11 protein-coding genes are annotated in these 12856 nt (G+C 65.9%); 3 read left to right on the top strand and 8 right to left on the bottom strand.

What is annotated here, in order from left to right:
- The 5 genes from ACAM54_RS06225 to ACAM54_RS06205 form a co-directional block, all read right to left on the bottom strand.
- Window positions 1-930, bottom strand: a complete 930-nt coding sequence (locus ACAM54_RS06225; protein ID WP_307698565.1) for a branched-chain amino acid ABC transporter permease — start codon at window positions 928-930, stop codon at window positions 1-3.
- Window positions 931-1169: 239 nt separating this feature from the next.
- Complete coding sequence (locus ACAM54_RS06220) at window positions 1170-2462, bottom strand: replication-associated recombination protein A (RefSeq protein WP_145741252.1); 1293 nt, start codon at window positions 2460-2462, stop codon at window positions 1170-1172.
- A gap of 23 nt (window positions 2463-2485) precedes the next feature.
- Window positions 2486-3118, bottom strand: a complete 633-nt coding sequence (gene lolA, locus ACAM54_RS06215; RefSeq protein WP_145741250.1) for an outer membrane lipoprotein chaperone LolA — start codon at window positions 3116-3118, stop codon at window positions 2486-2488.
- A 153-nt stretch (window positions 3119-3271) separates the two neighbouring features.
- The gene (locus ACAM54_RS06210) at window positions 3272-5671 is read right to left on the bottom strand and encodes a DNA translocase FtsK (protein ID WP_369650138.1); all 2400 of its coding nucleotides are present in this window, start codon (window positions 5669-5671) and stop codon (window positions 3272-3274) included.
- Window positions 5672-5765: 94 nt separating this feature from the next.
- Complete coding sequence (locus ACAM54_RS06205; RefSeq protein ID WP_018903175.1) at window positions 5766-6440, bottom strand: Crp/Fnr family transcriptional regulator; 675 nt, start codon at window positions 6438-6440, stop codon at window positions 5766-5768.
- 182 nt (window positions 6441-6622) lie between these two features.
- Here ACAM54_RS06205 and trxB point away from each other — a divergent pair, with 182 nt between their 5' ends.
- The 3 genes from trxB to rpmG all read left to right on the top strand — a co-directional run bounded on the left by trxB (window position 6623) and on the right by rpmG (window position 8181).
- Window positions 6623-7582, top strand: a complete 960-nt coding sequence (gene trxB, locus ACAM54_RS06200) for a thioredoxin-disulfide reductase (RefSeq protein WP_012746430.1) — start codon at window positions 6623-6625, stop codon at window positions 7580-7582.
- Between the two features lie 180 nt (window positions 7583-7762).
- Entirely contained in the window at window positions 7763-7996 is a 234-nt protein-coding gene (gene rpmB / locus ACAM54_RS06195) for a 50S ribosomal protein L28 (protein ID WP_007830293.1), read from the top strand.
- An 11-nt stretch (window positions 7997-8007) separates the two neighbouring features.
- Entirely contained in the window at window positions 8008-8181 is a 174-nt protein-coding gene (rpmG, locus tag ACAM54_RS06190) for a 50S ribosomal protein L33 (protein WP_007830291.1), read from the top strand.
- Window positions 8182-8325: 144 nt separating this feature from the next.
- On the opposite strand, the gene ACAM54_RS06185 is transcribed toward rpmG, so the two are convergent.
- From ACAM54_RS06185 to ACAM54_RS06175, 3 genes are all read right to left on the bottom strand, one after another.
- A complete protein-coding gene (locus tag ACAM54_RS06185; protein WP_369650137.1) occupies window positions 8326-9540 on the bottom strand; it encodes a fatty acid desaturase in 1215 nt (404 codons plus the stop codon).
- Window positions 9541-9673: 133 nt separating this feature from the next.
- Window positions 9674-10945, bottom strand: coding sequence for an RsmB/NOP family class I SAM-dependent RNA methyltransferase (locus ACAM54_RS06180; RefSeq protein WP_369650136.1), 1272 nt, complete (start codon window positions 10943-10945; stop codon window positions 9674-9676).
- Window positions 10946-10974: 29 nt separating this feature from the next.
- Complete coding sequence (locus tag ACAM54_RS06175; protein WP_369650135.1) at window positions 10975-12828, bottom strand: M48 family metalloprotease; 1854 nt, start codon at window positions 12826-12828, stop codon at window positions 10975-10977.
- Window positions 12829-12856 lie beyond the last annotated feature (28 nt).

Below are 12856 nucleotides of genomic sequence, written 5' to 3'. Positions count from 1 at the left end.
TCAGGCCCGATCCGCCACACGCTCGCCGAGCAGGCCCGAGGGCCGCAGCGTGAGCATGACGATCAACACGATGAACGCGAAGATGTCGCTGTAGTTGCTGCCCAGCACGCCACCCGTGAGGGCGCCGATGTAGCCGGACCCGATGGCCTCGATCAGCCCGAGCAGGATGCCGCCGACCACCGCGCCGGCCAGGTTGCCGATGCCGCCGAACACCGCCGCGGTGAAGGCCTTGAGTCCGGGCAGGAAGCCCATCGCGTGCTGCGCGATGCCGTAGTTGGAGGCGTACATGACGCCCGCGATGGCCGCGAGCACGGCACCGATGATGAAGGTGGCCGAAATGACCATGTCGGGCCGGATGCCCATCAGCGCCGCGACGCGCGGGTTCTCGGCGGTGGCGCGCATCGCGCGGCCGAGCTTGGTGTAGTTGACCAACCACATCAGCACCACCAGCGAGAACGCCGTGACGCTCAGGATCATGACCTGCGTGGGCGAGATCACCGCGCCGCCCACCTCGATGGGCGTGGTCGACAGCAGGTTGGGATAGGCCTTGTTGGTGGGCTTCCAGATGATCATGGCCAGCGTCTGCAGCAGGATCGACATGCCGATGGCCGTGATGAGCGGCGCGAGCTTGGGGCTGTTGCGAAGCGGCCGGTAGGCGACCTTCTCGATGACGAAGTTGAGCGTGGCCGCAACGATGCAGGCAATGACCAGCGCGATGATGAGGACCAGCCAGCCAGGCGTGCCGGGCATCGACTCCTTCATGAGCCCGATGATGGTCCAGCTCGTGAGCGCCCCCACCATCAGCACTTCACCGTGCGCAAAGTTGATCAGATTGATGATGCCGTACACCATGGTGTAGCCCAAGGCTATCAAGGCATACATGCTGCCCAGGACCAGACCGTTGATGATCTGCTGCAGCAATATTTCCATAACGCGTTCCCTATTTGTTGCACCGTTGCGGGGTGCTGTTCACCCACCTTGGCACCGGTTTGGCACCTTGGCTTGATAAGCAAAAAACCAGCCAACATGTGCCGCTGGCTGATTTGTGGGCGGGATTGTAAGCACCCACCAGCGCCGATTTGGTGCGCCTTGCCCGGGGTTTACCCGCTCATGCCATGCTGTATGCGAGTGAAGTCATGCATGGCGTACGCGCATGGTGAAAAGGCGTATCACTCCTCGCGCTGGCCGTTCAGGCGGCGCAGTTCGCGCAGTTTTTCCGCGATGCGGATTTCGAGCCCGCGCTCGACGGGCTGGTAGAAGACCTGGCCCTCCAGGCCATCGGGCAGGTAGCGCTCGCCCGCGGCAAAGCCGCCCTCCTCGTCATGCGCGTACCGGTACCCCTTGCCGTAGTCGAGGTCCTTCATGAGCTTGGTGGGCGCGTTGCGCAGGTGCATCGGCACGGGACGCGTGCTGTCCTTCTTGATGAGCGCGCGCACGGCGTTGTAGGCGGTGTAGACGGCGTTCGACTTGGGCGCCATCGCCAGGTAGACCACGCACTCGGCCAGCGCGAGTTCGCCCTCGGGCGTGCCCAGGCGTTCGTACACCTCGGCGGCGTCGAGCGCGAGCCGCAGCGCGCGCGGATCGGCCAGTCCGATGTCCTCGCTGGCCATGCGCACCAGCCGGCGCGCCATGTAGCGCGGATCGGCGCCGCCGTCGAGCATGCGCACGAACCAGTAGAGCGAGGCGTCGGGGTCGCTGCCGCGCACCGACTTGTGCAGCGCGCTGATGGTGTCGTAGAACTGCTCGCCGCCCTTGTCGTAGCGCCGCATGCGCTCGCCGAGCACGCGCAGCAGCCACTCGTCGGTGATGTGGCCGAGCTTTTCGGCGCGGGCCGCCACGGCCAGCGTCTCGAGCGTGTTGAGCAGGCGCCGCGCATCGCCGTCGGCATAGGCGACGAGCCGGTCGATGGCCGTGTCCTCGATGCCCGGCACCGCCTGGATGGCCTGCGCCTTGGCCACGATCTGCTTGAGGTCGGCCTCGGTGAGCGGCTGCAGCACGTACACGGCCGCACGCGAAAGCAGGGCCGAGTTGACCTCGAAAGAGGGGTTCTCGGTGGTGGCGCCGATGAAGGTGAACAGGCCCGACTCCACATGCGGCAGGAACGCATCCTGCTGGCTCTTGTTGAACCGGTGCACCTCGTCGACGAAGACGATCGTGCGCTGCTGCTCCAGGCCGTCGCGCGCGGCCGTGGCGCGCTCGACCGCATCGCGGATGTCCTTGACGCCGCCAAGCACCGCGCTGATGCTGAGGAACTGCGCATCGAAGGCATCGGCCATCAGCCGCGCGATGGTCGTCTTGCCGGTGCCGGGCGGTCCCCAGAGGATGCAGGAATGCGGCTGCCCCGATTCGAAGGCAATGCGCAGCGGCATGCCCGGCCCCAGCAGGTGCTGCTGGCCGATGACCTCGCCGAGCGTCTTCGGACGCAGGCGCTCGGCAAGGGGTTGATGCGAACTGGTGGCCAAACCTGCGGTGCGCCCGATGGCTGCTATTGCTTGATGACGTCGGCGCCGGCGGGCGCCTTGAATTCGAACACGCTGGCAGGCAGCGCCGGATTCACCTCGACCTTGCTGAACTTGAGCACCGAGCGCTGCCCGAAGCTGTCAAGAATTTCGAGCGCCGCCAGCGCATCGCCCTGGAAGCCGACCTGCACATTCTGCAGCTGGCCGTCCTTGTTCTTCGGCGTGGCCTTGACCCACTGCAGGCCGTCGCGCTCGGGCGCGGCTTCGAGCGTGAAGTCGGCCTGCAGCGCGCGCAGGTCGGGTGCCGCGGCAATCAATGCGGCGGGCGTGGAGCCCAGCGCCTGCGACTGGGCACGCTGCGTGACCTGGTTCAGGTCGGCGTCGTAGAGCCACAGCGTCTTGCCGTCGGCCACGATGCTCTGGGCGAAGGGCTTCTGGTAGTCGAACTTGAACTTGCCGGGCCGCTGGAATTCGAAGGTGCCGGTGGAGGTCTTGGTGCGGCCGGCCTGCCCGTCGCGCGGCGGCGCCGTCACGGTCTGGGTGAACTCGGCACGGCCCGACTTGACGGTCTTCACGAAGGCCTCGAGGCTTTCAAGGCCGCCGGCCCAGGCGTTGGCGGAACACAGGAGGCCGATCAACAGCCAATGGCGAATTTTCAATTGGGGTTCCTCGGAAAAGCGATGGCGTCGGCACGACCATACCCCGCTGCGCGTTGCGCCATGCGCGGGGCTTCATGAAGTTTTGCAACGTTATTGCAGCTTTTGCAAAGTGGCTGTCAGTGGGTAACGCCCAGGTGCGCAGGCATGGGCCGGCTATTCGGCGCGCGCCGGCACCAGGATCTCGCGCTGGCCGCTGCCGCTCATGGCGCTGACCAGGCCAGCCTTCTCCATGTCTTCCACCAGCCGCGCCGCGCGGTTGTAGCCGATCTTCAAGTGGCGCTGCACCAGCGAGATGCTGGCCTTGCGGTTCTTCAGCACCACCTCGACCGCCTGGTCGTACATCGGATCCTTCTCGGCGTCGCCACCCTCGCCCAGCATGTCGCCGTCGCCATCGACCGTGCCGCCTTCGAGCACGCCTTCGATGTAGTCGGGCTCGCCCTGGCTCTTGAGGTAGGCCACCACGCGATGCACTTCCTCGTCGCTCACGAACGCGCCGTGCACGCGGATCGGCAGGCCCGTGCCGCTCGGCATGTAGAGCATGTCGCCCATGCCGAGCAGCGCCTCGGCGCCCATCTGGTCGAGGATGGTGCGGCTGTCGATCTTGCTCGACACCTGGAATGCGATGCGCGTGGGAATGTTTGCCTTGATGAGGCCGGTGATCACGTCGACGCTGGGCCGCTGCGTGGCAAGAATCAGGTGGATGCCGGCCGCGCGCGCCTTCTGCGCGAGGCGGGCGATGAGCTCTTCGATCTTCTTGCCCACCACCATCATCAGGTCGGCCAGCTCGTCGATCACCACCACGATATGCGGCTCGCGCTTGAGCGGCTCGGGATCGTCGGGCGTGAGGCTGAAGGGGTTGTAGATGAACTCCTCGCGCGCCTTGGCTTCGTCGATCTTGGTGTTGTAGCCGGCCAGGTTGCGCACGCCCAGCTTGCTCATGAGCTTGTAGCGGCGCTCCATCTCGGCCACGCACCAGTTCAGGCCGTGCGCGGCCTGCCGCATGTCGGTGACCACCGGTGCCAGCAGGTGCGGAATGCCTTCGTAGACCGACATTTCGAGCATCTTCGGGTCGATCATGAGCAGGCGGACGTCGCGTGCCTCGGCCTTGTAGAGCAGCGAGAGGATCATCGCGTTGATGCCCACCGACTTGCCCGAACCGGTGGTACCGGCCACCAACACGTGCGGCATCTTCGCAAGGTCGGCCACCACCGGGTTGCCGATGATGTCCTTGCCCAGGCCCATCGTCAGGAAGGACTTGCCTTCGTTGTAGACCTGCGAGCCGAGGATTTCACTGAGCTTGATCGACTGGCGCTTGGCATTCGGCAGCTCGAGCGCCATGTAGTTCTTGCCCGGAATGGTTTCCACCACGCGGATCGACACCAGCGAGAGCGAACGCGCCAGGTCCTTGGCCAGGCCGACGATCTGCGAGCCCTTGACGCCGGTGGCCGGCTCGATCTCGTAGCGCGTGATCACCGGGCCCGGCGACGCCAGCACGACGTGCACCTCGACGCCGAAGTCCTTGAGCTTCTTCTCGATCATTCGCGAGGTCATCTCGAGCGTGTCGGCCGAGACCGTTTCCTGGCGCGCCTGCGCGGCGTCGAGCAGGTCGACCTGCGGCAGCTTGCTGTCGGGCAGTTCCTTGAAGAGCGGCTTCTGGCGCTCCTTGACGACGCGGTCGCTGCGGGGCACCTCGGTCATGGCGGGCTCGATCTGCACCGGCGGCGACGCCGCGCGGCGCTTCGGGCGCGGCTCGATGCGCAGTTCTTCGTCGCCGTCGGCATCCATCGGCTCACCGCCGGCCGCTGCGCGCGAGAACGGCAGGTCTTCGGCCTCGGCGCGCTCGCGCGCGGCCTGCTTGCCCATGGCGATGTCGGCCGCCATCTCGCGCTTTTCGCGGCGCGACTCGAACAGCGAGTAGGCCCGCGCGCCGATGCGTTCGGCGATCTGGCTCCAGGAGAAGCGGAACACCAGCGCCGAGCCGATCACGCCGGCGGCGATGGCCACCAGCGCCGAGCCGGTAAAGCCCAACCAGCGCACGCTGGCGGGCCCCACCAGGTAGCCCAGCACGCCGCCGCCCGAGCCCGGAAGGTGGGACTCGAGCCGGTACAGGCGCGACCATTCGAGCACCGCGCTCGCGCACAGCAGCAGCACCAGGCCGAACCAGAAAGCCAGGCGGCTGCGGTTGAAGCGCCCGCGCACCGGCTGCTCGGCCGGCGCAGCCTCGCCGCCGCGCAGCCAGTTGGCCAGCGACGAAAGCCATGCCCGCAGGCCCGCCGCCAGGCACCACCAGACCGAATAGCCCGCCAGAAAATAGCTGCCGTCGGCCAGCCAGGCGCCGATGCGGCCACCCCAGTTCTTGATCTCGCCGCCGGTGCCGGAGGTCGACCACGCCGCATCGGAGGGCGTGAAGCTCAGCATGGCCAGCAGCCAGAACAGGAGCCCCGCAAAGCCCGCCACCAGCGTGATCTCGTGGGCGAAGCGCATGGCGCGCAGGCGCACCGGTTGCCCCTCGGCGGCAGAAGAAGATTGAAGTGTATTGAGCGAATAGGTCATGAAAAACGCGGCACCCAATCCTTCGAAACGGCGGCTGGATGCCTGAACACTACAACAAAAGGGTGCGGCCGCCTGAAGCGCCGGACCCGGCGGCTCAAGCCAGGGACAAGAGCCGGTCCTTGACGATCATGGAGCCGTCGTCCTGGGTCTGGACAAATCCGCGCTCCTCGAGATCCTTCATCACGCGGCTCACCATTTCGCGCGAGGCGCCCACCATTTTCGCGAGATCCTGGCGCGAGATCTTGTCGCGCACCTTCAGGTTGCCTGCCCCGTCGTCGATCGCGAACTCGAGCAGCGAACGCGCCACGCGCCCATAGACGTCCATCAGCGCGAGCGACTCGATCTTGCGGTCGGCATGGCGCAGGCGCTGCACCAGGCCGCGCATGATGTTGTAGGCCATCGAGGAGTTCTCGGGCAGGCAGCGCGCGAACGCGTCCCGGTCCAGCATGAGGACGTCGCATTGGATCTCCGTGCGCACCGTGGCCGAATGGGGCTCGTCGTCGATCAGGCTCATCTCGCCGATGTAGTCGCCGGGATGCAGCGTGGCAAGGATCACCTCGCGCCCGCGGTTGTCGGCGCTCGTCACGCGCGCGCGTCCGGTCAGGATGATGTAGAGCGCGTCGGATTTCTTGCCCTGCTCGACAACGACCTCGGCCCGCTTGAAGCGCTTCTTGATGATCGCATCCGCAATGCTTGCAGACTGCGAGGACGTGAGCGAGGCAAACAGCGGAACGCGCCGCAGCAACTCAAGATTGGACAGCATCGACATTTATCAATCCCTGATACGGCGTGCGCAAGCTCGTCCATGGTCGGGCCCGATGGATTACTACAATCGCGCGCATTGAAAACACCGTGCACCCGGTGTTGAACCGAGCGGTGATACTCCACATATATCGCTACCACCCTGAAAATGTACACGCTGAAGCAGCGCAAATCCTAGGTTTTCCACTCATGTCCGCTCCCCAACACGCCAAGGTCTTGATTCTGGGCTCCGGCCCGGCCGGCTACACCGCCGCCGTCTATGCAGCCCGCGCAAACCTCCAGCCGCTGCTCATCACGGGCATTGCCCAGGGCGGCCAGTTGATGACGACCACCGAGGTCGACAACTGGCCCGCGGACGTGCACGGCGTGCAGGGCCCCGAGCTGATGCAGCGTTTTCTCGAGCACGCGGAGCGCTTCAAGACGCAGATCGTCTTCGACCACATCAACAAGGTCGACCTCGGCAAGCGCCCGTTCACGCTCACCGGCGACAGCGGCACCTACACCTGCGATTCGCTGATCATCGCCACCGGCGCTTCCGCCAAGTACCTCGGGATCGACTCGGAACAGAAGTTCATGGGCCGCGGCGTCTCGGCCTGCGCCACCTGCGACGGCTTCTTCTACCGCGAGCAGGAAGTGTGCGTGATCGGCGGCGGCAACACCGCCGTCGAGGAAGCCCTGTACCTGGCCAACATCGCGAACAAGGTCACGCTGGTGCATCGCCGCGACAAGTTCCGCGCCGAGCCCATCCTGATCGACAAGCTCATGGAAAAGGTCGCCGAGGGCAAGATCGTCCTGAAGCTGCACAACGAACTCGACCAGGTGTTGGGCGACGACACAGGCGTGACGGGCATCCGGATCAAGAACACGCAGAGCGGCGCCACCGAGCAGATCGACCTCAAGGGCTGCTTCATCGCCATCGGCCATCACCCCAACACCGACATCTTCCAGGGCCAGCTGGAAATGAAGGACAACTACATCCTGACCCGCTCGGGCCTGCAGGGCTTTGCCACGATGACCAGCATTCCGGGCGTCTTTGCCGCCGGCGACGTGCAGGACAACGTGTACCGCCAGGCCATCACGAGCGCCGGCACCGGCTGCATGGCCGCGCTGGACGCCCAGCGCTTCCTCGAGCAGGACGGCACGCTTTAGGCGGGTGGCCCCAAAAGGGCTATAATCCGAGGCTTTGCCGAAATAGCCCCTTTCACGAGGGGCCGAGCATCCGGGCAAAGCCGGGGTACCGCCACCCGTTTTCTGGCGAGGTCAAGCTGCAAAACACCTGCAATCCGCCACGATTGCACCGGTGCCAGCTGTTCAAGAAAGAGTGTCCTCATGGCACGCGTATGCGACGTAACGGGCAAAGGCCCGATGGTCGGAAACAACGTTTCCCACGCCAACAACAAAACCAAGCGCCGGTTCCTGCCGAACCTGCAATACCGCCGTTTCTGGGTCGAGACCGAAAACCGCTGGGTTCGCCTGCGTGTTTCGAGCGCCGCACTGCGCCTGATCGACAAGAACGGCATCGACGCCGTGCTCGCAGACCTGCGTGCACGCGGCCAAGCTTAAGGAGCTGAATCATGGCAACGAGCAAAGGCGGACGCGAAAAGATCAAGCTGGAATCCACCGCGGGTACCGGCCACTTCTACACGACCAGCAAGAACAAGAAGACGATGCCTGAAAAGATGTCGATCATGAAGTTCGACCCCAAGGCACGCAAGCACGTCGAATACAAGGAAATCAAGCTGAAGTAATTCGGCCCGATTTCCCCAGCAAAAAACCCGCTGCTCACCCAGCGGGTTTTTTGTTGCCTGTCGAATGCCACATGCGGCAGGCACAAAAAAGCCGACCCCGAGGTCGGCTTTTTGACGGGCGAAGAGGGCTTGCTGCCTGCTCGCTCAGGCGCGTGCAGCGCGCAGGCGGGTCGAGAATTCGCGCAGGCCGGCGATGCCGCTGGCCTCCGCGCGATGGCACCAGGCCGCCAGATCGGCCGCCAGCTGCTCGCGCGACTGCGAAGTGTTGAGCCAGAGCTGGCGCAGCTCTTCGCGCATGGTGACCATCTTGTCGATCACCGGGTGGGCAGCGCGCGCCTGCACGAGGTGCGAGCGGGCCGATGCCGGCACCTTGTCGTCGTCGCGATGCAGCCAGTTCTTGGCCGCCTTGAGCACCGAGATGTCGCCGCCCTTGGTCTTGAGCGCAGCCAGTTCGGCCTTGGTGACACGGCGCATCTCGCGGGCATAGCCGGCCATGACTTCATAGCGGTTGGCAATGACAGCCTCGAGCGTCTTCTCGTTGGCCACGGGCTGGATGTCGCCCATCTGCATCTTCGGCGGCACCTTCTTGACCTTAGCCCAGCCGATCTTCTGCATCATCTGGATGTAGACCCAGCCGATGTCGAATTCGTACTTCTTGACCGAGAACTTGGCCGAGGTGGGGTACGTGTGGTGGTTGTTGTGCAACTCTTCGCCGCCAATGATCAGGCCCCAGGGCGAGACATTGCGGCTGGCGTCCGGCGCCTCGAAGTTGCGGTAGCCCCAGTAGTGGCCGATGCCATTGATGATGCCGGCCGCGGTGATCGGGATCCACAGCATCTGGACGGCCCAGACCGTGAGGCCGAGCACGCCGAACAGCGCAAGGTTGATGACCAGCATGAGGCCCACGCCCTGCCAGCTGTAGCGGGTGTACAGGTTGCGTTCGAGCCAGTCGTCGGGCGTGCCGTGGCCGTAGCGCTCCATCGTTTCCTTGTTCTTCGACTCGGCGCGATAAAGCTCGGCGCCGCGCCAAAGGACTTCGTCGATGCCCTTGACCTGGGGGCTGTGCGGATCGTCTTCGGTTTCGCACTTGGCGTGGTGCTTGCGGTGGATGGCCACCCATTCCTTGGTCACCATGCCGGTGCCGAGCCACAGCCAGAAGCGGAAGAAATGCGAGGGGATCGGGCCCAGATCCATGGCCCGGTGCGTCTGCGTGCGGTGCAGGAAGATCGTGACCGCAGCGATCGTGATGTGCGTAGTGACGAGCGTGTACAGCACGACTTGCCACCATGTGAGGTCCCACAAGCCGTGTCCGAGCCAGTCGATGGCCGCGCTCAAAACGGCAGAGTCAGGAATCAACATTGAATTAAGTGCTCCATGGCCACACGAAGGTGCAGCCTTTCAGTTAACCCGCGATTTTAAGGCGGCAGGGCTTGAATGAGGCCCTTTGCCCTTCCTTAAAGGCGCAGATTTACCCTAATTTGGAGTGCCGTGCCTATTTGCGGTTCCACACCGCTGCAAAGAAACCGTCCGTGGCGTGGCGGTGCGGCCACAGCCGCAGATAGCGGTGGCCGTTCGCTCCGCCTGCGCAGAGCGCCTCGAAACCCTCCACCTTGAGGCCCTGCAGCAGTTCCGCGGCGTCCTGGGGCACGAAATCGGGGTTGGCGGCGCTGAAAGCCTCGGCAATGGCCTCGTTTTCCTCGGGCAGCACGCTGCAGGTGGCATAAACCAGCCGTCCGCCCGATTTCAGCAGGCGCGCCGCGCTTTGCAGGATGGCAGCCTGCTTGACCGTCAATTCCTCGACCGACTTGGGCGACTGGCGCCATTTCAGGTCCGGATTGCGGCGCAGCGTGCCCAGGCCCGAGCAGGGTGCGTCCACCAGCACGCGGTCGATCTTGCCGGCCAGGCGCTTGATGCGGTCGTCCCGCTCATGCGCAATGGCGGCCGGATGCACGTTCGACAGCTTGCTGCGCGCGAGCCGCGGCTTGAGCGCGTCGAGCCGGTGGGCCGAGGTGTCGAAGGCGTAGAGCCGGCCGGTGTTGCGCATGGTCGCGCCGATGGCCAGCGTCTTGCCGCCGGCGCCGGCGCAAAAATCGACCACCATCTCGCCTCGCTTGGCATCCAGCAGCAGCGCGAGCAACTGGGAGCCCTCGTCCTGCACCTCGACGGCACCGCGGGCGAAGGCGTCCAGCTTGGTCAGCGCGGGCTTGCCGTCGATGCGCAAGCCCCAGGGCGAGAACGGCGTTGCTTCCGATTTGATAGCAGCCTTCGCAAGCTCCGCCTTCACTTCGGCGCGCTTGTCGGTCAGGGCATTGACGCGAAGATCGAGCGGCGCGGGCTGCTGCAGGCTTTCGACCAGGGCCCAGAAACCGTCGCCCAGCTGGGCCTTGAGCGGCCCCACCAGCCATTCGGGCAGATTGTGGCGATGGCGTTCGAGCAGATCGTCCGGCTTGACTGCGTCGCAGTTGTCGAGCCAGCGCTTTTCGGTGTCGTTGAGAGCGCTCTTCAGAAAATCGCGCGGGCCATGAAAGCCCAGGATCGCCATGCGGCGCTCCTTCGAACCGCTGCCCGAGGGCGAGAGATGGTCGAACAGCAGCTTCTTGCGCAAGACGGTGTAGACGGTCTCGGCAAGCGTGGCGCGCTCGCGCGGGCCGAACTCGCGGTGGTCGCGGAAAAAGCGCGAAACGACCTGGTCGGCCGGGTGATCGAATTTCAGGACAAGGCCGACCAGATCGGCGGTGGCCTCCAACAGGGCTTTGGGGTGCATGCCCCGATTGTCTCAGCCGGGGCGGCCTGCTACGCCGTGCGCGTCCAGATCGCCCCGAAAGCCTGCCGCTCGATTTCGGCCAGGGTCGGCGAATGGCCGGCCCAGAGCACCAGCGCGGCGCCCGGCAGGCTCAGCGTCTGTTCGAGCTGGCGGCAGAGCTGCCAGCGGTCGTCGTCGTCCAGCCCCGGCAGTTCGACGAACACGACGTAGGCCCGGCGCCACGGGAATTCGCGCAGCATCTTGCGCACCAGCCAGGCCCGCGAAATGGGCAGGCAGCGCGCGAGGTCGGCCTGCAGTTCGCCCAGTTCATGGTCGTTCAGGTCGTGCCGGGCGATCTGGCTGAAGAAGGGCGTTCCGGTGATCTCTTCCCAGGCGCGGGCCTCGGCTTCCTCGGCCTCCTTGAGGCGGCCGCGCCACAGCTTGAGCGCCTCCTCGTCGTGCGCGCCCGCATCGGGGTCTTCGAGCGCGGCTACGGCACTTTTGGCGGCCCACCAGCGGCTGGTCGCGCTGGAGCCGTACAGGCGCTCGAGCACGGCCAGGCGCGCCGCGCGGTCGCGCAGAGGCAGCATCTGGGCCAGTCCGCGCAGCGCGCCGGAGTGCTCAGGCGCGATCTGGAGTGCACGCTCATAGCGGGCACGCACCGGGGCGGCCGGATCGAGCCGGCGTTCGGCATCCGCCCACTCCACCAGCTCGTCGGGCGTGTTGCGCTCTCCCCGCGCCGCAAGCAGGTCGACGCGCTCGCGGAGGCGCGAGCGATGCGCGTGGTGCTGCTTCCAGTCGCCGGCATGGGCGCGGCGCCATTGGTTGTCGAAATGCGCGATCCACCGGGCGCTGTCGGCCAGCATGCCCAATGCCGGCTCGGCCGACCAGGGCGGCACCACGGCCTTCTGGCCGAGCGCCTCGAGCCGGTCGCGCAGCACGGGATGGGTGTCGTCCAGGTCGCTCACTCGCCGCATGGCTTCGCGCAGGGCCTGGCGCGCGAATTCCGCATCCGGCGGCGTGGCAGCGCACTTCTGCAGGGCCTCGAAGGGTCCGGGCGGCTGCGGCTCCCGTTCGGCGCGCGCCCAGTGCGAGGCCCAGAACTCATCGGCATACCAGCTGGCCTTGATGGCTATTTCGGTCAAGGCGGCCGCGGCCACGGGCGTGCCCAGCAGGCGGCCGGAGATGCGGTCGGCTTCGTATTCGTCCTGCCGCGCGAGCGCGAAGGTCCGGGCCGCGAAGCGCGGAAAGTACCAGCGGAAGAACGCCTGCGACACCAGCGCCATCACGCCTTCGTCGCGCTGCAGGCTCGCGTCCAGCTTCAGCCACGAAAGGCGCGTGCGGTAGATCCAGGCGCTGAGCTTGCCGTGGTTGCCGCGCAGGTGCCCATACTCGTGCGCGAGCACCGACAGCAGCCGCCGCCGGTCCAGCATCATGAGCAGCGGCAGCCCGATGCTGAGGGAATTGACCGCCCCGCCGAAGAGCCCGAAACGCGGCACCTGCCGGATGCTGGCATTGAACTCGTCGTCGAGATAGACGCGATGGACCGGCGGCCCCTTGATCTTCTTGCGGATGCGCTCGAGCGCCTCGAACAGCGCCGGCGCATCCGCACGAGAAAGCTCGCGCCCTTCGGGTTCGTCGAACCGGACCCAGAGCGCGCGCAGCGTGGCCCAGAGCAGGCCCAGGGCGAACAGCAGCAGCCAGCCGCGCGTGAAGCTGAAACGCCCGCGTCCCGCAGCCAGCGCGGCCCAGGCGATGATGCCGACGGAAAGCGCAAGGCAGGCCAGCACCCAGAGATAGCCGAGGGCGGCAAAGGCCGCGACGCCGCGCCGGTAGCGCGCGCTGTGGTCCGCGCTGGCATGCTCGCTCAGCCTGACGAGGTGAACAAAATCAGCGCGATCCATCCGACTCTCCTCCCTCCGACCCTACCGT

The sequence above is a fragment of the Variovorax sp. V93 genome, from assembly GCF_041154485.1.
GTDB lineage: Bacteria > Pseudomonadota > Gammaproteobacteria > Burkholderiales > Burkholderiaceae_C > Variovorax > Variovorax beijingensis_A.
Note: the sequence above shows the minus strand (reverse complement) of the source record. Positions and strands in the feature narration are given on the sequence as shown.

What these genes read in the sequence shown, in the direction of transcription:
- ACAM54_RS06205 (WP_018903175.1), bottom strand. Translation starts at nt 6,440, where the DNA reads ATGTCGATGCTGTCCAATCTTGAGTTGCTGCGGCGCGTTCCGCTGTTT.
- rpmG (WP_007830291.1), top strand. Translation starts at nt 8,008, where the DNA reads ATGGCAACGAGCAAAGGCGGACGCGAAAAGATCAAGCTGGAATCCACC.
- ACAM54_RS06185 (WP_369650137.1), bottom strand. Translation starts at nt 9,540, where the DNA reads ATGTTGATTCCTGACTCTGCCGTTTTGAGCGCGGCCATCGACTGGCTC.
- ACAM54_RS06210 (WP_369650138.1), bottom strand. Translation starts at nt 5,671, where the DNA reads ATGACCTATTCGCTCAATACACTTCAATCTTCTTCTGCCGCCGAGGGG.
- rpmB (WP_007830293.1), top strand. Translation starts at nt 7,763, where the DNA reads ATGGCACGCGTATGCGACGTAACGGGCAAAGGCCCGATGGTCGGAAAC.
- ACAM54_RS06225 (WP_307698565.1), bottom strand. Translation starts at nt 930, where the DNA reads ATGGAAATATTGCTGCAGCAGATCATCAACGGTCTGGTCCTGGGCAGC.
- trxB (WP_012746430.1), top strand. Translation starts at nt 6,623, where the DNA reads ATGTCCGCTCCCCAACACGCCAAGGTCTTGATTCTGGGCTCCGGCCCG.
- ACAM54_RS06175 (WP_369650135.1), bottom strand. Translation starts at nt 12,828, where the DNA reads ATGGATCGCGCTGATTTTGTTCACCTCGTCAGGCTGAGCGAGCATGCC.
- ACAM54_RS06180 (WP_369650136.1), bottom strand. Translation starts at nt 10,945, where the DNA reads ATGCACCCCAAAGCCCTGTTGGAGGCCACCGCCGATCTGGTCGGCCTT.